17 protein-coding genes and 1 riboswitch are annotated in these 18,912 nt (G+C 69.7%); of the genes, 9 read left to right on the forward strand and 8 right to left on the reverse strand.

Annotated elements, in window-relative coordinates:
* Positions 1-99: 99 nt before the first annotated feature.
* Positions 100-1,017 carry a 23S rRNA (adenine(2030)-N(6))-methyltransferase RlmJ gene (locus ABSY19_RS10660; RefSeq protein WP_382162374.1) on the forward strand — a complete coding sequence of 306 codons (918 nt, stop codon included), beginning with the start codon at positions 100-102 and terminating at the stop codon, positions 1,015-1,017.
* A gap of 8 nt (positions 1,018-1,025) precedes the next feature.
* On the opposite strand, the gene ABSY19_RS10665 is transcribed toward ABSY19_RS10660, so the two are convergent.
* Positions 1,026-1,670, reverse strand: a complete 645-nt coding sequence (locus tag ABSY19_RS10665) for a CAP domain-containing protein (RefSeq protein ID WP_382162377.1) — start codon at positions 1,668-1,670, stop codon at positions 1,026-1,028.
* Between the two features lie 182 nt (positions 1,671-1,852).
* On the opposite strand from ABSY19_RS10665, the gene paaA reads away from it, so the two are divergent.
* Genes paaA through ABSY19_RS10690 form a run of 5 tightly spaced genes read left to right on the forward strand, consistent with a single transcriptional unit; the run spans position 1,853 to position 5,624 of the window.
* Complete coding sequence (paaA, locus tag ABSY19_RS10670; RefSeq protein ID WP_382162380.1) at positions 1,853-2,866, forward strand: 1,2-phenylacetyl-CoA epoxidase subunit PaaA; 1,014 nt, start codon at positions 1,853-1,855, stop codon at positions 2,864-2,866.
* Positions 2,863-3,159, forward strand: coding sequence for a 1,2-phenylacetyl-CoA epoxidase subunit PaaB (paaB, locus tag ABSY19_RS10675; RefSeq protein ID WP_382162383.1), 297 nt, complete (start codon positions 2,863-2,865; stop codon positions 3,157-3,159). Before paaA ends, paaB begins: the two co-directional genes overlap by 4 nt.
* Positions 3,159-4,001 carry a 1,2-phenylacetyl-CoA epoxidase subunit PaaC gene (paaC, locus tag ABSY19_RS10680; protein WP_382162386.1) on the forward strand — a complete coding sequence of 281 codons (843 nt, stop codon included), beginning with the start codon at positions 3,159-3,161 and terminating at the stop codon, positions 3,999-4,001. The genes paaB and paaC overlap by 1 nt, the downstream gene beginning before the upstream one ends.
* A gap of 8 nt (positions 4,002-4,009) precedes the next feature.
* Positions 4,010-4,513 carry a 1,2-phenylacetyl-CoA epoxidase subunit PaaD gene (gene paaD, locus ABSY19_RS10685; RefSeq protein ID WP_382162390.1) on the forward strand — a complete coding sequence of 168 codons (504 nt, stop codon included), beginning with the start codon at positions 4,010-4,012 and terminating at the stop codon, positions 4,511-4,513.
* A 4-nt stretch (positions 4,514-4,517) separates the two neighbouring features.
* Entirely contained in the window at positions 4,518-5,624 is a 1,107-nt protein-coding gene (locus ABSY19_RS10690; protein ID WP_382162393.1) for a 2Fe-2S iron-sulfur cluster-binding protein, read from the forward strand.
* Between the two features lie 13 nt (positions 5,625-5,637).
* On the opposite strand, the gene ABSY19_RS10695 is transcribed toward ABSY19_RS10690, so the two are convergent.
* The 5 genes from ABSY19_RS10695 to ahcY all read right to left on the reverse strand — a co-directional run bounded on the left by ABSY19_RS10695 (position 5,638) and on the right by ahcY (position 9,861).
* Positions 5,638-6,246, reverse strand: a complete 609-nt coding sequence (locus tag ABSY19_RS10695) for an OmpW family protein (RefSeq protein WP_382162396.1) — start codon at positions 6,244-6,246, stop codon at positions 5,638-5,640.
* A gap of 146 nt (positions 6,247-6,392) precedes the next feature.
* The gene (locus ABSY19_RS10700) at positions 6,393-6,827 is read right to left on the reverse strand and encodes a septal ring lytic transglycosylase RlpA family protein (RefSeq protein WP_382162399.1); all 435 of its coding nucleotides are present in this window, start codon (positions 6,825-6,827) and stop codon (positions 6,393-6,395) included.
* Positions 6,824-7,654: a methylenetetrahydrofolate reductase [NAD(P)H] gene (gene metF / locus ABSY19_RS10705; RefSeq protein ID WP_382162402.1), complete on the reverse strand. Its 831-nt coding sequence runs from the start codon at positions 7,652-7,654 to the stop codon at positions 6,824-6,826. The genes ABSY19_RS10700 and metF overlap by 4 nt, the downstream gene beginning before the upstream one ends.
* A 15-nt stretch (positions 7,655-7,669) precedes the next feature.
* A complete protein-coding gene (locus ABSY19_RS10710; RefSeq protein WP_382162404.1) occupies positions 7,670-8,422 on the reverse strand; it encodes a TlyA family RNA methyltransferase in 753 nt (250 codons plus the stop codon).
* Between the two features lie 8 nt (positions 8,423-8,430).
* A complete protein-coding gene (ahcY, locus tag ABSY19_RS10715) occupies positions 8,431-9,861 on the reverse strand; it encodes an adenosylhomocysteinase (protein WP_382162407.1) in 1,431 nt (476 codons plus the stop codon).
* A gap of 67 nt (positions 9,862-9,928) precedes the next feature.
* Positions 9,929-10,017: riboswitch (S-adenosyl-L-homocysteine riboswitch) on the reverse strand.
* A 102-nt stretch (positions 10,018-10,119) separates the two neighbouring features.
* On the opposite strand from ahcY, the gene ABSY19_RS10720 reads away from it, so the two are divergent.
* The 3 genes from ABSY19_RS10720 to ABSY19_RS10730 are packed head-to-tail and all read left to right on the forward strand — an operon-like array spanning position 10,120 to position 12,586.
* A complete protein-coding gene (locus ABSY19_RS10720; RefSeq protein ID WP_382162410.1) occupies positions 10,120-10,920 on the forward strand; it encodes an HAD-IIB family hydrolase in 801 nt (266 codons plus the stop codon).
* On the forward strand, positions 10,917-12,170 hold the full coding sequence (locus ABSY19_RS10725) for an MFS transporter (RefSeq protein ID WP_382162413.1): 1,254 nt from the start codon (positions 10,917-10,919) through the stop codon (positions 12,168-12,170). Before ABSY19_RS10720 ends, ABSY19_RS10725 begins: the two co-directional genes overlap by 4 nt.
* A 35-nt stretch (positions 12,171-12,205) precedes the next feature.
* Positions 12,206-12,586 (forward strand): hypothetical protein, encoded by a 381-nt coding sequence (locus tag ABSY19_RS10730; RefSeq protein WP_382162417.1) that lies wholly within the window; start codon positions 12,206-12,208, stop codon positions 12,584-12,586.
* A gap of 4 nt (positions 12,587-12,590) precedes the next feature.
* Here ABSY19_RS10730 and ABSY19_RS10735 read toward each other — a convergent pair whose 3' ends face one another.
* Both ABSY19_RS10735 and uvrA read right to left on the reverse strand, forming a co-directional pair.
* Positions 12,591-12,917, reverse strand: coding sequence for a hypothetical protein (locus ABSY19_RS10735; protein ID WP_382162420.1), 327 nt, complete (start codon positions 12,915-12,917; stop codon positions 12,591-12,593).
* The gene (uvrA, locus tag ABSY19_RS10740; RefSeq protein WP_382162423.1) at positions 12,917-18,796 is read right to left on the reverse strand and encodes an excinuclease ABC subunit UvrA; all 5,880 of its coding nucleotides are present in this window, start codon (positions 18,794-18,796) and stop codon (positions 12,917-12,919) included. The genes ABSY19_RS10735 and uvrA overlap by 1 nt, the downstream gene beginning before the upstream one ends.
* Between the last annotated feature and the right edge of the window lie 116 nt (positions 18,797-18,912).

The following is an 18,912-nucleotide window of genomic DNA, read 5'->3' on the forward strand; positions in this document are numbered from 1 at the left end:
TCGCTGCGAAGCCCTCGATTGTACGAAATTCCGACCCCGGATGGCAAACCGCCCGTCCCCGATGGTCGGGCGCAGAGGGCAAACGGCTACCATCAGGGCATGTTCAGCTACCGACACGCCTTCCACGCCGGCAACCACGCCGACGTGCTCAAGCACATCACCCTCATCGCCACGCTGCGCCATCTGATGCAGAAGGAGGCGGGTCTGACGCTGATCGACACCCACGCGGGCGCGGGCCTGTATCGGCTCGACGGCGACTACACCGAGACCGGGGGCGAGGCCAAGGACGGCGTCGTCAAGCTCATGGGCGCGCTGCGCGCGGCCGACGGGCCGTCGACCGAGGCCGTGGCGCCCGCCATCGACGACTACCTGGATCTGGTCGCGAGCTTCAACCCGTCGGGCGCGCTGCGGGTCTATCCCGGCTCGCCGTTCGTCATGCACCAGCTGCTGCGCGCCGAATCGCGCGACCGGCTCAAGCTGTTCGAGCTGCACCCGACCGACAGCCGCACCCTGTCCGCCAACATCGCCCAGCTCGAAGCCGGCCGCCAGGTCGCGGTGGTGCGCGAGGACGGTTTCGAGGGCGTGAAGCCCCTGCTGCCGCCGCCGCCCTCGGCCACCGGCTCCAAACGGGCCATGGTGCTGATCGACCCGAGCTATGAGATCAAGAGCGATTACGGAAAAGTGAGCGCCTGCATACAAGAGCTCATCCGACGTTTCCCGACCGGCACCTACCTGGTCTGGTACCCGGTGATCCCGCGCCCCGAGGCGCACGACCTGCCGCGCCGCCTGCGCACCCTGTCGAACCAGGCCCAGAAACCCTGGCTGAACGCCACGCTGGCCATCGGCCAGGACCCGACCCACGGTCCCGACGACCGCCCGGGCCTGACGGCCAGCGGCATGTTCGTGATCAACCCGCCGCACACCCTCAAGGGCACGCTGCAGGCCGCCTTGCCCCAGCTGCTGGCCCACCTGGGCCGCGGACGCGGCAAATCCCAGGCGCTCGAATCGGGCGGCTGAATGCGGGCTCAGCGCGGCCGGGCCAGGGTCATGGTCCAGTAGCGGCCGTAGGTGGTGCCGCTGCGCTGCACGCAGCTCACACCCACGTGCTGATACTCGGCGCGCATGATGTTGGCGCAGTGGCCGGCGCTGGCGAGCCAGCCGCTCATCACGGTCGAGACCGAGGTCTGCCCCGCCGCGATGTTTTCCCCCACCCACGACCACGCATAACCTTCGGCGGCGATGCGCTGGGAGGCCGTGCGGCCGTCCAGCCCCGTGTGGGAGAAGTAGTTATTGACGGCCATGTCGGTCGAATGCCGCGCGGCGGCGGAGAACAGGGCGTCGTTCCAGGCCAGTGGCGCGACCGCCGGCATCGCGGTGCCGCCGCAGCTGCGCGCCACGGCCCGCGCCGCGTTGATCTGTTGCAGCAGGCTGTTGCGGAAGTCGGGCAGGTTGCAGCTGGTGCTGGCGTCCAGGGCGACCAGCGTCGAACCGCCGCCGCCCGTGCCGGCGCCGCCCGCGCTGTTCGGCGGTGAGGGCACGCCGATCGTCGCATCGGGCCCGCCACCGCCACCGCCCCCACCACCGCCGCAGGCGGCCAAGGCCAGCAGGGCCCCCAGGATCAAGCCCACACCAACGAGCCGTTGTTCATCAGGAAGAGACAGGTGTTGCATGCGCTTCACTCTAGGGTCGAGCCGACGGAGTAAGGTAAGCGGATGTAGAAGACGACCGCTCTTCGGCCAGGCAGCGCCGCCGTTCCGAAAACCGTTGGGCGGGCGTTGCAAAATTAGCCGACCGATCGGTCGGCTAATTGGCTATACTGCGATCCGCACCCCCACTGCGCAGGAGATTCCGCATGTACACCCAGTCCTTCAATGTGCCCGACGCCGACGCCCAATCCGGCACCCCGCTCAAGGCCGTGCCCCACGACACCGCTCTGCAGGCGCACTTCGACGCCGTGATCGACGCCGACGGCAAGATCGAGCCGCGCGACTGGATGCCCGACGCCTACCGAAAGACGCTGGTGCGGCAGATCAGCCAGCACGCGCACAGCGAGATCGTGGGCATGCTGCCCGAGGGCAACTGGATCTCGCGCGCGCCCAGCCTCAAGCGCAAGGCGATCCTGGTGGCCAAGGTGCAGGACGAAGGCGGCCACGGCCTGTACCTCTACAGCGCGGCCGAGACGCTGGGCACCAGCCGCGACCAGATGTTCGATGCGCTGCACAGCGGCAAGGCCAAGTACAGCTCCATCTTCAACTACCCCACGCTGACCTGGGCCGACGTGGGCGTGGTCGGCTGGCTGGTGGACGGCGCGGCGATCATGAACCAGATCCCGCTGTGCCGCTGCAGCTTCGGCCCCTATGCGCGCGCCATGATCCGCGTCTGCAAGGAAGAAAGCTTCCACCAGCGCCAGGGCTTCGAGTCGCTGATGACCATGATGCAGGGCACGGCCGAGCAGAAGGCCATGGTGCAGGACGCGGTGAACCGCTGGTGGTGGAAGTGCCTGGCCATGTTCGGCCCGCCCGACGCCGACAGCCCCAACAGCGTGCAGGGCATGCGCTGGGGCATCAAGCGCATCAGCAACGACGACCTGCGCCAGAAGTTCGTGGATGCGACCGTGCCGCAGGCCGAGGTGCTGGGCGTCACCCTGCCCGATCCGGCGCTGAGGTGGAACGAGGCACGCGGCCACCATGACTACGGCCAGATCGACTGGGACGAGTTCTGGGCCGTGGTCAACGGCGACGGCCCGTGCAACAAGGAACGCCTGGCCACCCGCGTGAAGGCCTGGAACGACGGCGCCTGGGTGCGCGAAGCCGCCCTCGCCCACGCCCGCAAACAACAGCAACGTGCCATGAAGGAGGCCGCATGAACACCACCACCTTGAAGGAATGGCCTCTCTGGGAGGTCTTCGTGCGCAGCAAGCAGGGCCTCGAGCACAAGCACTGCGGCAGCCTGCACGCCAGCGACGCCCAGCACGCGCTGCACCTGGCGCGCGACGTCTACACGCGGCGCCAGGAAGGCGTGAGCATCTGGGTCGTGCAAAGCAGCGGCATCACGGCCAGCGAGCCCGACAGCAAGGACAGCTTCTTCGACCCGGCCGCCGACAAGGTGTACCGCCATCCCACCTTCTACGAGATCCCCGACAAAGTGGGGCACATGTGATGAGCGGCACGGCACCGATCGACTACCTGCTGCACCTCGCCGACAACGCGCTGGTGCTGGGCCAGCGCAACGCCGAATGGTGCGGCCACGGGCCCATCCTCGAAGAAGACCTCGCGCTGGCCAACAACAGCCTGGACCTGCTCGGCCAGGCCCGCCTGCTGTACCAGCACGCGGCCACGCTGATCAACGCCGACCCGGCCCAGGCGCAGCGCTTCGCCCACCTGCAGGGTGCGCGCACCCACGGCGCGGTGACCGAGGACACGCTGGCCTACTTCCGCGACACGCACGAGTTCCGCAGCCTCACGCTGCTGGAGTTGCCGCACAGCGGCCCGCTGGCCAGCACCGCGTCCGGCGACCGCGACTACGCGACCACCCTCGCGCGCAACTTCCTCTACAGCGCGCTCATGGTGCTGGTGTGGGACCGGCTGCAGACCTCGGCCGATGCGCAGCTCGCCGCCATCGCGGCCAAGTCGCTGAAGGAGGTGCGCTACCACCTGCGCCACGCCAGCGACTGGCTGGTGCGCTTCGGCGATGGCACCGACGAATCGCACGCCCGCGCGCAGGCCGCGCTGCAGCACCTGCTGCCCTACTGCCAGGAGTTCTGGATCGGCAGCGAGGCCGAAACCACCGCGGTGGACAACGGCACCGGCGTCGACGTGGCCGGCCTGCAGGCCGACTGGGACGCGCTGGTGGACGACACGCTGAGCGAGGCCACGCTGCAGCGCCCCGCCGTGCAGGGCTACGTGCCGCAGGGCAAACACGGCGTGCACTCCGAGCACATGGGTTTTCTGCTCGCCGAGATGCAGAGTCTGGCGCGCGCGCACCCGCAGGCCGTGTGGTGAGGCCCACCATGCACACCGACATCCATGACGCGCTCGCCGGCCTGGCCGACCCGGAAATCCCGGTGGTCAGCCTGAGCGAGCTCGGCATCCTGCGCGGCGTGCGCACCGGCGCGGACGGTGTTCCCGAGGTGGTGATCACGCCGACCTACAGCGGCTGCCCGGCCATGGGCCAGATCGAGGACGACGTGCGCGCCGCGTTGGCAAACGAGGGCCTTACCGCGCGCGTGGTCACGCAGCTCGCGCCGGCCTGGACCACCGACTGGATGACCGAAGCAGCGCGCGAGAAGCTGCGCGCCTACGGCATCGCGCCACCACAATGCGGCAGCGAGCCGCCGGCCTCCACCGCGCCGCTGAAGTTCTCGCGCCAGGCCCTGCGCCGCGAGACCGTGCCCTGTCCGCAGTGTGGCTCGACCCACACCACCGAGACCTCGCCCTTCGGCTCCACCGCCTGCAAGGCGATGTACCGCTGCCTCGACTGCCTGGAACCGTTCGACTACTTCAAGCCTTATTGACGCCATGTCCACCGCCGCCCGCTTCCACGAACTCCCGATCGCCCGCATCAGCCCCGAGGCCGCCGGCGCGGTGGCGATCACCTTCGCGATCCCACCCGAGCAGCGCGCCACCTTCGCGTTCGAGCCCGGCCAGTTCCTCACCGTGCGCGCCACCATCGACGGCCAGGACGTGCGGCGCAGCTACTCCATCAGCAGCCCGCGCAGCCTGCTCACGCAGCGCGGTGAACTCACGCTGGGCATCCGCCCCGTGGACGGCGGCGTGTTCTCCAACTGGGCCGCCACCGCCCTGAAGGCCGGCGACACGCTCAAGGCGATGCCGCCCGACGGCCGCTTCACCGTGCACAAGCCGCGCGCGGTGCACCGCGTGGGCTTCGCGGCCGGCTCGGGCATCACGCCCATCCTCTCGCTCATGGCCAGCACGCTGGAAGAGTCGCCCACCTCGAAGTTCACGCTCGTGTACGGCAACCGCCGCATGGGCAGCGTGATGTTCAACGAGTCGCTGCAGGACCTGAAGGACCGCTACGCGGACCGCCTCACGCTGATCCACATCCTCTCGCGCCAGGCGCAGGAAGTGCCGCTGCTCGAAGGCCGCATCGACGCCGACAAGGTGCGCGCCTTGATCGACACCCTGCTGCCCGTGGGCAGCATGGACGAGGTCTTCATCTGCGGACCCGAGGCCATGATCGAGGTGACGGAAAAGGCCTTGCTCGATGCGGGCGTGCGCCCGGACCGCGTGCACACCGAGCGCTTCACCTCGCCCACGCTGGAGGCCTTGCCCGCCGCGCAGCGCCAGGCCGTGGTGCTCGGCCAGCCGGCCGTGCGCGCCGAGGGCGAGGTGGCGCTCACCGTGGTGCTCGATGGCAAGCCGCACGAGCTGCGCATGAACCGCGACGAGCGCGTGCTCGACGTGGCCCTGAACGCCGGGCTGGACCTGCCCTGGTCGTGCCGGGGCGGCGTGTGCTGCACCTGCCGCGCCAAGGTGATGGAAGGCGCGGTGCAGATGGACAAGAACTTCACGCTCGAACCCTGGGAGACCGACAAGGGCTTCGTGCTGAGCTGCCAGGCGCGGCCCACCACCGACCGCGTGGTGGTGAGCTACGACGAGCGCTGAGGCCCGCGTTCCGTCAGAAGCGCCAGCCCAGGCCCACGCCGACCAGCACGGGGTCGGCCTTGAACTGGCCGATCTTGGCGCCACCGGCGCTCACGTCGGTCTTGATGAAGACCTTCTTCACATCGACGTTCAGGTAGAGCTGCTTGCTCAGCGGAATGTCCACCCCCACCTGCAGCGCCGGGCCGAAGCTGTGGCGCTTCACGTCGGCCGCGCCGCCCAGCAGGTGCACCGAGCTGAAGCGCGTGTAGTTGAGGCCCGCGCCCACGTAGGGCTTGAAGCCGGGCGCGTCGAAGTGGTACTGCACGGTCAGCGTGGGTGGCAGGTGGCGCAGCGTGCCGATGGCCGCGCCGTTGGACGTGAGGGTGTGTTTCTGCGGCACCGTGAGGATGAGCTCGGCCGCCAGGTGCTTGCTGAAGAAGTAGCTCACGTCGACTTCGGGCAGGCCCTTGTTGTTCATGGCCAGGCCCAGGCCGGTGCTGTCCTTGTTGGCGCTGTCCAGGTGCACGGCGCGGGCGCGCACGAGCACGCTGCCGGCCTGGAAGTCGTCCTGCGCCAGGGCGGCGCCCGACGCGAGCAGGCAGGTGGACGCGAGGGCGGCCAGGGCGAAGTGGTGCGTATTCATGGTGGTCTTCTGTGTTGCGTTGACTCGGGAGAATCCCCGCGTCCATTACAGAAGACCGTGCGTGGCGCGGCGTTGCGCCACGTCAAACCGGCCGGAGACCTGGCCCCGCTGGTGCGGATTGCTTGACGCAGGTCAAGCCACGCGCTTCAGTCGCGCAACAGCACGACCCGGCCGACGCCGCCCTGCACGATGCCCAGCGCCGACGCGGCCGCGCGGCTGAGGTCGATGATGCGGCCCGGCACGTGCGGGCCGCGGTCGTTGATGCGCACCGTCACCTCCTTGCCCGTGCGGGCGTGGCGCACGCGCACGCGGGTGCCGAACGGCAGGGTCTTGTGGGCCGCGGTGAGTTCGTTCATGTCGTAGACCTCGCCGCTGGCGGTGCGCCGGCCGTGGAAAGGCTCGCCGTACCAGGACGCCAGGCCCCGCGCGATGACGCTCTCGCTGGCGTCCGGGGTGTCGGTGTCGTCGGCCGAGGCATCGGGCACGCTGCCCAGGTCGGGCATGTCCGGCGCTCGCGTCGCGCAGCCGCCGAGCCACAACAAGGTGGCCAGCGCCAGCGTGACCGCGGGCTTGAGGCTCATGCAAGACCGAGGCGCTGGACGATGTCCGTCGTGGCCCCGCTCTGGTTCATGGTGTAGAAGTGCAGCCCCGGCACGCCGCCGCCGCGCAGGCGGTCGCACAGGTCGGTCACCACGTCCAGGCCGAAGGACTTGATGGACGCGGTGTCGTCGCCGAAGGCCTGCAGGCGCATGCGGATCCAGCGCGGGATCTCGGCGCCGCAGGCGTCGGAGAAGCGCATCAGCTGCGTGGAGCTGGTGATGGGCATGATGCCCGGCACCACAGGCACGTCCACGCCCACGCGCTGCAGCTCGTCGCGGTAGCGGAAATAGGCATCGGCATTGAAGAAGTACTGCGTGATGCCCGAATCGGCACCGGCCTTCACCTTGGCCGCGAAGGCCTCGAGGTCGGCCTCGGGCGAGCGGGCCTGCGGGTGCGTTTCCGGGTAGGCCGCCACCTCGATGTGGAATCGGTCACCGGTCTCGGCGCGCACGAAGGCCACCAGGTCGCTGGCGTAGCGGAACTCGCCACCCACGCCGTAGCCGCTGGGCAGGTCACCGCGCAGGGCCACGATGCGGCGGATGCCGGCGGCCGCGTAGGCCGCCAGGCGCTCGCGGATGCTCGCGCTCGACTGGCCGATGCAGCTCAGGTGCGGCGCGGCGGGGCAGCCCTCGCCCATGATCTCGGTCACGGCCTGCAGCGTGCCGTCCTGCGTGGAGCCGCCGGCGCCAAAGGTCACCGAGCAGAACTCGGGCTTGAGCGCGTAGAGCTGCTGGCGCACCGCGCGCAGCTTGACCGCGCCTTCGGGCGTCTTGGTCGGGAAAAATTCCAGGCTGATGGGAAGACTCACGGTCCCCTCCTTGCATCACTTGCTCGCATACACAAAAAACTCGCGGTTGCCGTCACCCCCGGTGATCGCGCTCTCGACGTAGTCGCGCATCCGCAGGCCCTGCTCTTCGCAGGCCTGCGCGATGCGATCGCGCACGATGGCGTAACTCGCCGCGTCCTTCACCAGACCACCCTTGCCGATGTGCCCGGGCTGCAGCTCGAACTGCGGCTTGACCAGCATCAGCATCTGCCCGCCCGGTGCCAGCAGCGGCACCAGGGCCGGCCACACCAGGGTCTGCGAGATGAACGACAGGTCGCCCACGATCAGATCGAACGGCGGCGCGCCACCCGCGTCCTGCAGCGCCTGGGCCGAGAGATCGCGCGCGTTGCATTTTTCAATGCAGATCACGCGCGGATCGCCCTTGAGCTGCGGGTGCAGCTGGCCCTGGCCCACGTCCACCCCCACGACCTGCGCCGCGCCTCGCTGCAACAGGCAGTCGGTAAAACCGCCGCTGCTCTGCCCCACATCGAGGCAGCGCAGGCCGCTCACGTCCAGGCCGGTGTGGCGCAGCGCGCCTTCCAGCTTGAGGCCGCCGCGCGACACATAGCGCGTCTCCGCCGTGTCCAGCAGGCGCAGCTCGGCCGCGTCACGCAGCTCCTCGCCGTTCTTGGTGACCGCTGTCCAGTCGCCCCCCGGCGCACGCCATTGCACGCCCGCGGCGATGAGCCGCTGGGCCTGCGAACGGGTGGCGGCCAGGCCGCGCTCGACGAGCAGCTGGTCGGCCCGCATGGGCGCGATCAATACCGGTAGGTGTCCGGCTTGTACGGGCCGGCCTTGCTCACGCCGATGTAGGCGGCCTGCTCGTCGGTCAGCTCGGTCAGCATGGCGCCGACCTTCTTCAGGTGCAGGCGCGCGACCTTCTCGTCCAGGTGCTTGGGCAGCACGTAGACCTGGCCCACTTCGTACTTCTTCGGCTGCGTGAACAGCTCGATCTGGGCAATGGTCTGGTTCGCGAACGAGCTCGACATCACGAAGCTGGGGTGGCCGGTGCCGCAGCCCAGGTTCACCAGGCGGCCCTTGGCCAGCATGATGATCTTCTTGCCGTCGGGGAACTTGACGTGGTCGACCTGCGGCTTGATCTCTTCCCATTCGTACTTCTCGATCGAGGCGATGTCGATCTCGTTGTCGAAGTGGCCGATGTTGCAGACGATGGCCTGGTCCTTCATCGCGGCCATGTGGTCGTGCGTGATGATGGATTTGTTGCCGGTGGTGGTCACGAAGATGTCGGCCTTGTCGGCGGCGTACTCCATGGTCACGACCTTGTAGCCTTCCATCGCGGCCTGCAGGGCGTTGATGGGGTCGATCTCGGTCACCCACACCTGGGCCGACAGCGCGCGCAGCGCCTGGGCCGAACCCTTGCCCACGTCACCGTAGCCGGCGACCACGGCGACCTTGCCGGCGATCATCACGTCGGTGGCGCGCTTGATGCCGTCGACCAGCGATTCGCGGCAGCCGTACAGGTTGTCGAACTTGCTCTTGGTCACCGAGTCGTTCACGTTGATGGCGCGGAACGGCAGCGTGCCCCGGGCAGCCATTTCCTTCAGGCGGTGCACGCCGGTGGTGGTCTCTTCGGTCACGCCAATGATCTGGCTGGCCTTGCGGGTGTACCAGGTCGGGTCCTGCGCGAGCTTGGCCTTGATGGCGGCGAACAGGCAGGTTTCTTCTTCGCTGGTCGGCTTGCTGATGACCGAGAGGTCCTTCTCGGCCTTCTGGCCCAGGATCATCAGCAACGTGGCGTCGCCGCCGTCGTCCAGGATCATGTTGGGGCCTTCGCCTTCGGTGCCGGCGGCGCCGAACTCAAAGATGCGGTGGGTGAAGTCCCAGTACTCGGCCAGGGTCTCGCCCTTGTGCGCGAACACCGGCGTGCCCTGCGCGACCAGCGCGGCGGCGGCGTGGTCTTGCGTGGAGAAGATGTTGCACGAAGCCCAGCGCACGCTCGCGCCCAGGGCCTGCAGGGTTTCGACCAGCACCGCGGTCTGGATCGTCATGTGGATGCTGCCGGTGATGCGCGCGCCCTTGAGCGGCTTGGCGGCGGCGAATTCCTCGCGGATGGCCATCAGGCCGGGCATTTCGGTTTCCGCAATGCGGATTTCCTTGCGGCCCCACTCGGCCAGGGAAAGGTCGGCGATCGCGCTGTCGGCGGTCGGGTTGTTCAGACGTGCATTCATGGTTCGCTCCGGAAAGGATGGACAAACCACATCTGGCATTGAGTCAAAAAGAACTCATCGCACGGGATGTGGATGAGCGTCGTTGCATGGATGGTCCGAGCCTCACGCCCCGCTGCTGAAGTGTTCAGTGGGGGCGCTGCAACGCTCCTCGGATCGCGCGATTCTACCGCAGCGGCCTCGATCTGCCCCCTGCCGCGCGTCGCCGGTGGCACCTGCGGCGCCCGGGGCCCTGTGCGACACTGCCCGCCTTCCATGCGCATGAATCCCCTCACCCTCTGGCCCGCCACGGAGCGCGCCCGCATCCACGGCGTGCTGACCGACATCGACGACACCCTCACGACCGAGGGCGCGATCACCCCCGATGCCCTGGACGCCTTGCACCGCCTGCGCACCGCCGGCCTGCCGGTGTTCGCCATCACGGGCCGGCCCGCCGGCTGGAGCGAGGCCTTCGCGCTGGCCTGGCCGGTGGACGCCATCGTGGCCGAGAACGGCGCCGTGGCGCTGTGGCGCGGCGACTCGGGCGAACTCCAGCGCGACTACCTGCAGGACGCGGCCACGCGCGCCGCCCATTTCGCGAAACTGCAGGCCACCGCGCAACGCGTGCTGGCCGAGCTGCCGCAGGCCCGACTGGCCACCGACAGCCCCGGGCGCGAGACCGACATCGCGATCGACCACAGCGAGTTCGCGCACCTGAGCGAGGCCGACATCGCCACCGTGGTGCAGCTGATGAAAAGCGAAGGCCTCAACGCCACCGTGAGCTCCATCCACATCAACGGCTGGATCGGCGAGCACGACAAGCTGGCCGGCGCGCGCTGGATCGTGCGATCGCGCCTGGGCCGCTCGCTCGACGACGAACTCGACCGCTGGGTCTACGTCGGCGACTCGACCAACGACGCGCGCATGTTCGGCCATTTCCCGCACAGCGTGGGCGTGGCCAACGTCGCGCGCTTCTGGGGCGCGCTCACGCAACACCCGCGCTACGTGGCGGCAGGCGAGCGCGGCGCGGGTTTCACCGAGGTGGCCGACGCGGTGCTGGGCGCGCGGGCCGCGGGCGCATGAGCGAACACCCGCTGCCGCCCACCGGCACCCTGCCCGACCACCCGCCCGCCGAGGCGCGGCTCGGCCTGGTCGCGATCTTCGGCTCCACCTTCTTCGAGCTGGTGGGCTACTTCATGCTCACGCCGCTGCTGCTGTTGCGCCTCAAGGGCGGCGGCGAATCGACCGCGCTGGCCGGTGTGTTCGCCGCCAGCGGCTGGCTCGGCGTGTTCTTCATGACGCCGTTCGCCTCGGCCATCACGCAGCGCCTGGGCCGGCGGCCCACGCTGTGGCTGGCCGCGCTGATCCCGGTGATCGCCACCGCCGGCTTCGCCTTCACGCCGCTGCTCTGGCTCTGGTTCGTGTTCAAGATCGCCGCCGGCATGGCCTCGGGCCTGCGCTGGGTGCTGGCCGAGGCCGTGGTGGCCGAGTTCTCGCCGCCCGGGCAGCGCGGGCGCTACGTGGGCATCTTCGAGACCATGGTGGGCATCACCTTCGTGGTCGGCCCGCTCATGCTGGCCTGGGTCGGAGCCGACAGCGACGCGGCGCTGTGGATCGCGCTGGGCTTCATGGCCATCGGCCTGGTCTGGAGCCTGCTGATCCCGCGCCTGCCCGACGCGGCCGACGCGCACAGCGCGAAGGTGGGCCTGTCGGGCGTGTGGCACGCGCTGCTGGCGCACCCGCTGATCATGACCGTGGGCTTCGTCGGTGGTTTCTTCGAAAGCGGCCTCACGTCCATCCTGCCGCTCTACGGCCTGGCGCTGGGCCTGGGCGCCACCGTGGCGGCGCTGCTGGTCTCGGCAAGCGGCCTGGGCAGCGCGCTCATGATGCTGCCCGCCGGCGTGCTGGCCGACCGCATGGCCCACCACCCGGCACAGCGCTGGGGCGACGGCCACCGCGCGCGCCTGGCGATCATGCGGGTCTGCGCCCTCATCACCCTGCTGGCCACCTTGGTCATCCCCTTCGTGGCCGGCACGCCCTGGCTGGCCGCGCCCGTGGCCTTCCTCTGGGGCGGCGCGGGCGGTTGTCTGTACACGCTGGCGATGATCGACATCGGCTCGCGCGAGGAAGGCATCACCCTGGTCAACAGCACCGCCGTGCTGGTGCTGTCCTACACCCTGGGCGGGGTGCTCGCGCCCGCGCTGGGCGCCGCCGCGCTGCAGTGGGCGCCCACGCTGGGCTTCCCGGCCCTGCTGCTGTCGGTCGCCGGCCTGGGCTGGTGGCTGTTGAGACGGACCGTTTCGGCCCCATCTGAAGGAACCCCGCGCGGCTGAGCGGCTCCCAACCTGACAAGCGAAAGGATCTCCCCATGGCCATTCCCTGGCTGGTTGCCCTGAAAGTGATCCCCTGGGGGGACGTGATCGAACACGCGCCCACGGTGCTCAACGCCGCGCGCAAGCTGCTGGACCGCTCGAAGGCGCCACCCGCCGGCACGACCGCGCCGGTGCCGCTGGACCTGGGCGATGCCCCGCCCACCCTGGGGGAACTCAAGAACCGCCTGATCGAGGCGCGGCAGCTGATCGACCAGCAGGCTGCGGTGCAGGCCCAGATGGCGCAGACCCTGACCGAACTGGCCGAACAGAACGCGCGCCTGGTGGGTGCCGTGGACCTGCTGCGCAAGCGCACGCGCCTGCTGCTGTGGGCGGTGGCCGTGCTGGCGGTGGGCGTGGTCGGGCTGTTCGCGCGCTGAGCGCTCAGCCGCCGCGCTCGGTCTGCAGCGCGGCGTCGCAGCCCACGCCGGCCGCGATCCAGCGCCGCGCCAGCCGCTGGAACACCGGCGCCGCCCAGCGCCAGCGCGGGCCCAGCACGCCCCGCGCGTCGGTGATGGCGCCACAGCGGTAGACCGACAAGGCGCCGTCCCAGCGCAGCGCGTCGCACGCGCCCACGCGCTTGCGCGAAATCACCCGCCCCAAAGGACAAGGCTCGGCCAGGCAACACACCCCGCAGCCGTTGCACGGCGCGCCCAGAGCCGGCTTGGCCGGCGCCTCGGCGTGGATGTGGATGACCTGGCCCTCCGGCATCACGTCCTGGCCAGCACCGGCCCCAGCACACGCCCGGTGTGCGTGTCCAGGCGCACCACCTCGTCGGGCGGCGCGGCGGCCACGATGCGGCCCCCGCCGTTGCCACCCTCGGGGCCCAGGTCGATGATCCAGTCGGCCTCGGCCATCACGTCCAGGTCGTGCTCGATCACCACCACGCTGTGGCCGCCATCCACCAGGCGGTGCAGCACCCGAATCAGCTTCTCCACGTCGGCCATGTGCAGGCCCACCGTGGGCTCGTCGAGCACGTAGAGCGTGTGCGGTGGCTTCTGGCCCCGGCGCGTGACGTCGTCGCGCACCTTGCTGAGTTCGGTCACCAGCTTGATGCGCTGCGCCTCCCCGCCGCTGAGCGTGGGGCTGGGCTGGCCCAGCGTGAGGTAGCCCAGGCCCACGTCCTTGAGCAGCTGCAGCGGGTGGCTGATGTTGGGCATGCTGGCGAAGAAGTCCACCGCCTCGTCCACCTCCATCTGCAGCACGTCGCCAATGCTCTTGCCCTTCCAGGTCACGGCCAGCGTCTCGGGGTTGAAGCGCGCGCCGTGGCAGACCTCGCAGGGCACCTTCACGTCGGGCAGGAAGCTCATCTCGATGGTGCGCATGCCCTGCCCTTCGCAGCCCGGGCAGCGGCCTTCGCCGGTGTTGAAGCTGAAGCGGCCGGGGCCGTAACCGCGCGCCTTGGCCTCCAGCGTGTCGGCGAACAGCTTGCGCACCGTGTCCCAGAAGCCGATGTAGGTGGCCGGGCAGCTGCGCGGCGTCTTGCCGATCGGCGTCTGGTCGACTTCGAGCACGCGGTCCACGGTCTCGAAACCACTCACGCTGGCGCAGCCGCTCCAGGCGGGGTGCTTGCCCTTGTCCATGGCGTCGCGCCCGGCCTTGGTGCTGCGCTGGCTCACGGCGGCGGCCACGTTGGTCAGCAGCACGTCGCGCGCAAGCGTGGACTTGCCCGAGCCCGACACGCCGGTGATGACCACCAGGCGCTGCAGCGGCACCGCGGCGTCGAGCTCGTTCAGGTTGTGCAGCTTCGCGCCGCGCACGCGCAGCCAGGGCGCGCTGTCGTCCAGCGCCGGCAGCACGCCACGGCGCGCCTGCAGCGGGTGCTTCATCGCGTGCAGCAGGTAGCGCCCGGTCACTGAGTCGGCGTTGGCCGAGAGGTCGTCCACCGACCCCTGGGCCACCACGCGCCCGCCGCGCTTGCCCGCGCTCGGGCCGATGTCGATGATGTGGTCGGCGCGGCGGATGGTGTCCTCGTCGTGCTCCACCACCACCAGGGTGTTGCCCTGGTCGCCGAGCTTGTGCAGCGCGTTGAGCAGGATGGCGTTGTCGCGCGCGTGCAGGCCGATGGTGGGCTCGTCGAGCACGTAGCACACGCCCTGCAGGTTGCTGCCCAGCTGCGCCGCCAGGCGGATGCGCTGCGCCTCGCCGCCGCTGAGCGTGGGCGCGCCGCGGTCCAGCGTGAGGTAGTTCAGGCCCACCTCTTCGAGGAAGGCCAGCCGGCTCTCGATCTCGGGCAGCAGGTCGCGCGCGATGTCGGCCTCGCGCGCGCTGAGCGCCAGGTCTTGCATCAACCCTTGCACCCAGGCGCGCACCTCGCGCACCGAAAGGCGGGCCACGTCGGCGATGCCCACGCCGGCGAAGCGCACCGAGCGGGCCTGCAGGTTCAGTCGCTTGCCCGAGCAGAACGGGCAGACCTCGTCCGTCACGCCGTCCACCTCGGGTTCGGCAAAACTCTGCTCGCGGCCTTTTTCCTTGTCGTCGCGCACCGAATCGTCCAGTGCCTTGAGCTGGTCGCGCGAGAGCTTCACGCCGGTGCCCACGCAGTCGGGGCACCAGCCATGTTTGCTGTTGTACGAGAAGAGGCGCGGGTCGAGTTCGGGGTAGCTGGTGGCGCACTCCGGGCAGGCGCGCGTGGTGGAAAACACCTCCAGCTTGCCAAGCTCGCGCGTGGGCCGGCCTTCGGCCAGCGCCTGGGCCAGGCCGTCCAGCGGCGAGAGCACGTGCACCTGGCCCTTGCCGATCTCCAGCGCCTTGGTGAGCTGCTGGCGCAGCGCGGTCTCGTCGTCGGCGCTGACCACGAAGTCGGCCACCGGCAGTTCGATGGTGTGCTCCTTGAAGCGGTCGATGCGCGGGAAGCCGGTGGTGGGCAGGAACTCGCCGTCCACCCGCAGGTGGGTGTGGCCACGCGGGCGCGCCCAGTCGGCCAGCTCGGTGTACACGCCCTTGCGGTTGACCACCAGCGGCGCGAGCAGGCCGATGTGCTGGCCCTTGTAGCGCGCCAGGATGGCGGCGACGATGCTGTCGGGGCTTTGCGGCATCACGACCGCGCCGTCGTACATGCAATGCTGCGTGCCCAGCTTCACGTACAGCAGGCGCAGGAAATGCCAGACCTCGGTGGTGGTGCCCACGGTGGACTTGCGGCCGCCGCGCGAGAGGCGCTGCTCGATCGCCACCGTGGGCGGGATGCCATAGACCGCGTCCACCTCGGGCCGGCCCGCGGGCTGCACGATGCTGCGCGCATAGGCGTTGAGGCTCTCCAGGTAACGCCGCTGGCCTTCGTTGAACAGGATGTCGAAAGCCAGCGTCGACTTGCCCGAGCCGCTCACGCCGGAGATGACGTTGAACTTGCCGCGCGGAATGTCCACGCTCAGGTTCTTGAGGTTGTGCTCCTTGGCGTTGACGATGCGGATGGCGTGGGCGTGTGGCCCCTCGTTGCGCGCGCGTGCCGGCTGCAGGCCCCGGGCCCGGCCTTCGCGCACTTCGTGCACCTCGCCCATGGCCAGCGCGTACTCGCGCAAGGCCTTCGCGGTGTGGCTGCTGGCGTGTTCGCGCACGGCCTCGGGCGGGCCCTCAGCCACGATCAGGCCGCCCGCATCGCCGCCCTCGGGGCCCAGGTCGATCAGCCAGTCGGCCGAGCGGATCACGTCCAGGTTGTGCTCGATCACCACCAGCGAGTGGCCGGCGTCGAGCAGCTTGCGCAGGCTGCGCATGAGCTTGGCGATGTCGTCGAAGTGCAGGCCGGTGGTGGGCTCGTCGAACAGGAACAGCGTGCCCTTGCGCGCCACCGCCTGGCGGCTCGCGCTGCTGTTCTTCGAAGCCTCGGCCAGGAAGCCCGCGAGCTTGAGGCGCTGCGCCTCGCCGCCCGAGAGCGTGGGCACGGGCTGGCCCAGCTTCACGTACTCCAGGCCCACGTCCACGATGGGCTGCAGCACGCGGATGACCTCGCGGTCGCCTGCGAACAGCGCGGCGGCCTCGCTCACGGTGAGGTCCAGCACGTCGGCCACGTTGAGCGAACGGCCTCCGCGCTGGATCTTCACCTCCAGGATTTCGGGCCGGTAGCGTTTGCCGTCGCAGTCCGGGCAGCGCAGGTACACGTCGCTGAGGAACTGCATCTCCACGTGCTCGAAGCCCGAGCCGCCGCAGGTCGGGCAGCGCCCGTCGCCGCTGTTGAAGCTGAACTTGGCCGGCGTGTAGCTGCGCTGGCGCGACAGCGGCGCCTCGGCGAACAGCGCGCGGATCGCGTCCCACGCGCCCACGTAGCTCACCGGGTTGGAGCGCGCCGTCTTGCCGATGGGCGACTGGTCGACGAACACGACCTCGCTCAGGTGGTCGGCCCCGAGCAGGCGGTCGTGCGCGCCCGGGCTCTCGGTGGACTTGCCGAAGTGGCGCAGCAGCGCGGGCGCGAGCACGTCCTGGATCAGGCTGGACTTGCCCGAGCCCGACACGCCGGTGACCACCACCAGGCGCTGCAGCGGGAACTCGACCGACACGTCCTTGAGGTTGTGTTCGCGCGCGCCTTCGAGGATGAGGCGCGGCGTGCTGTCGGTGACCATGCGCTTGAAGCCCATGCCGATGGTCTTGCGCGAGCCGAGGTAGGCGCCGGTGAGCGTGTCGGCCGAGCGGATCGCTTCGGGCGTGCCGTCGAACACGATCTGCCCGCCGCGCTCGCCCGGGCCCGGGCCCATGTCGATCAGGCGGTCGGCCGCGAGCATCACGGCCGGGTCGTGCTCCACCACCACCAGCGTGTTGCCGGCGTCGCGCAGGCGCAGCATGGCGTCGTTGATGCGCGCCATGTCGCGCGGGTGCAGGCCGATGCTGGGTTCGTCGAGCACGAACAGGGTGTTCACCAGCGAGGTGCCCAGCGCGGTGGTGAGGTTGATGCGCTGCACCTCGCCGCCACTGAGCGTGCGGCTCTGGCGGTCCAGCGTGAGGTAGCCGATGCCGACCTCGCACAGGTAGCGGATGCGGGTGTTGATTTCCTCGAACAGCAGGCGCAAGGCCTGGGCCTGGCCGGCGGCGGCCGTGTCGCTGCCCGCGGGCGCCAGCGTGGCGTCGAGCGCGGCGAAGAAGCCGCGCAGCTTGTCCAGCGGCATCAGCATCAGGTCGTGCAGGCACAGACCGGGCATGGCTTCGAGCTGCGCGCGACTCCACTTCACGCCCTGCGGCAGGTAGCGCTTCTGCGCGGGCAGCACCGCGTCGGCCTGGGCCTTGCTGCCGATGCGCCAGAGCAGGCTGTCGGTCTTGAGGCGCGCGCCGTGGCAGCTCGGGCACTCGGTGTAGCTGCGGTACTTGGACAGCAGCACCCGGATGTGCATCTTGTAGGCCTTGCTCTCCAGGTACTCGAAGAAGCGGTCGACGCCGTACCACTGCTGGTTCCACTTGCCGTTCCACAGAGGCGAACCGGCCTTCACCCAGTGCTGCTGCTCGGGCGTGAGCTTGGCCCAGGGCGTGTCGCGCGGGATGCCGGCGGACTCGGCGTGCCGCATCATGTCGTCCTGGCATTCCTTCCACGCGGGTGTCTGGAACACCTTGACCGCGCCGGCGCGCAGCGTGAGCTTGTCGTTGGGGATGACCAGGCCGTAGTCCACACCGATCACGCGCCCGAAGCCCCGGCAAGCCTCGCAGGCGCCCACCGCCGAGTTGAACGAGAACATCGAGGGCGTGGGTTCGCTGTAGCGGATGTCGCTTTCCGGGCAGTGCAGACCGGTGCTGAAGCGCCAGATCTCGGGCTCGTCTTCTTCGGCCAGCACATAGACCATCAGCTTGCCGCTGCCGCGCTTGAGGCCGGCTTCGATCGCCTCCATCGCGCGCGCCGGCTCGACCGTGCCGATGCGGAAGCGGTCGGCCACCACGTCGAGCACCTTGACCGATTCGCTGGCCACCGCCTTGGCCTTGCCCTTGGCGGGGGTCTTGGCCTCCACCGGCGCCACCTCGCGCTGCACCACCCGCTCGGCCTGCACGCGGGTGTACCCGCTGGCCGAGAGCCACTGCTCCACTTCCTCGGGCGTGGTGCTGGCCGGCAACTCCACCGGGAAAGTCAGCACCAGGCGCGGATCGCCCTGGCGCACCGCGCGCGCCTTGAGCTCGGCATAGATCGATTCGGGCGAGTCGTGCCGCACCGGCAGCGCGGTCTCGCGGTCGAACAGGTCGGCGCCGCGCGCGAACAGCAGCTTGAGGTGGTCGTTGAGCTCCGTCATGGTGCCCACGGTGGAGCGCGAGGAGCGCACCGGGTTGGTCTGGTCGATCGCGATCGCCGGCGGCACACCGTCGACCCGGTCGACGGCCGGTTTGTCCATGCGGTCCAGGAACTGGCGCGCGTAGGCGCTGAAGGTCTCGACGTAGCGGCGCTGGCCTTCGGCGAACAGGGTGTCGAACACGAGGCTGGACTTGCCCGAGCCGCTGGGCCCGGTGACCACGGTGAGCTCACCCGTGCGGATGTCGAGGTCGAGGTTCTTGAGGTTGTGCTGGCGCGCCCCCCGGATGCGGATCAGCCCGGAGCCGCCTTCCGTCGGGTGGTCGCGCCCTTCGGCCTCGGACACGGTTGAAATCGCGCCCACGGGTGGATCGGCGGGCAGAAAGGCATCGGACATGCATGGGCTCCAGAGGGGGACGCAAAGATTCTACGGAGGGGTGTGACAAAGCCGCCGGCCGATACGTCATATCCACAATTTCCCGCCAGAACGCCCTGCATAGACTCGGCCCATTC

The organism is Hydrogenophaga sp. ANAO-22, assembly GCF_042466645.1.
Lineage (GTDB): Bacteria > Pseudomonadota > Gammaproteobacteria > Burkholderiales > Burkholderiaceae_C > Hydrogenophaga.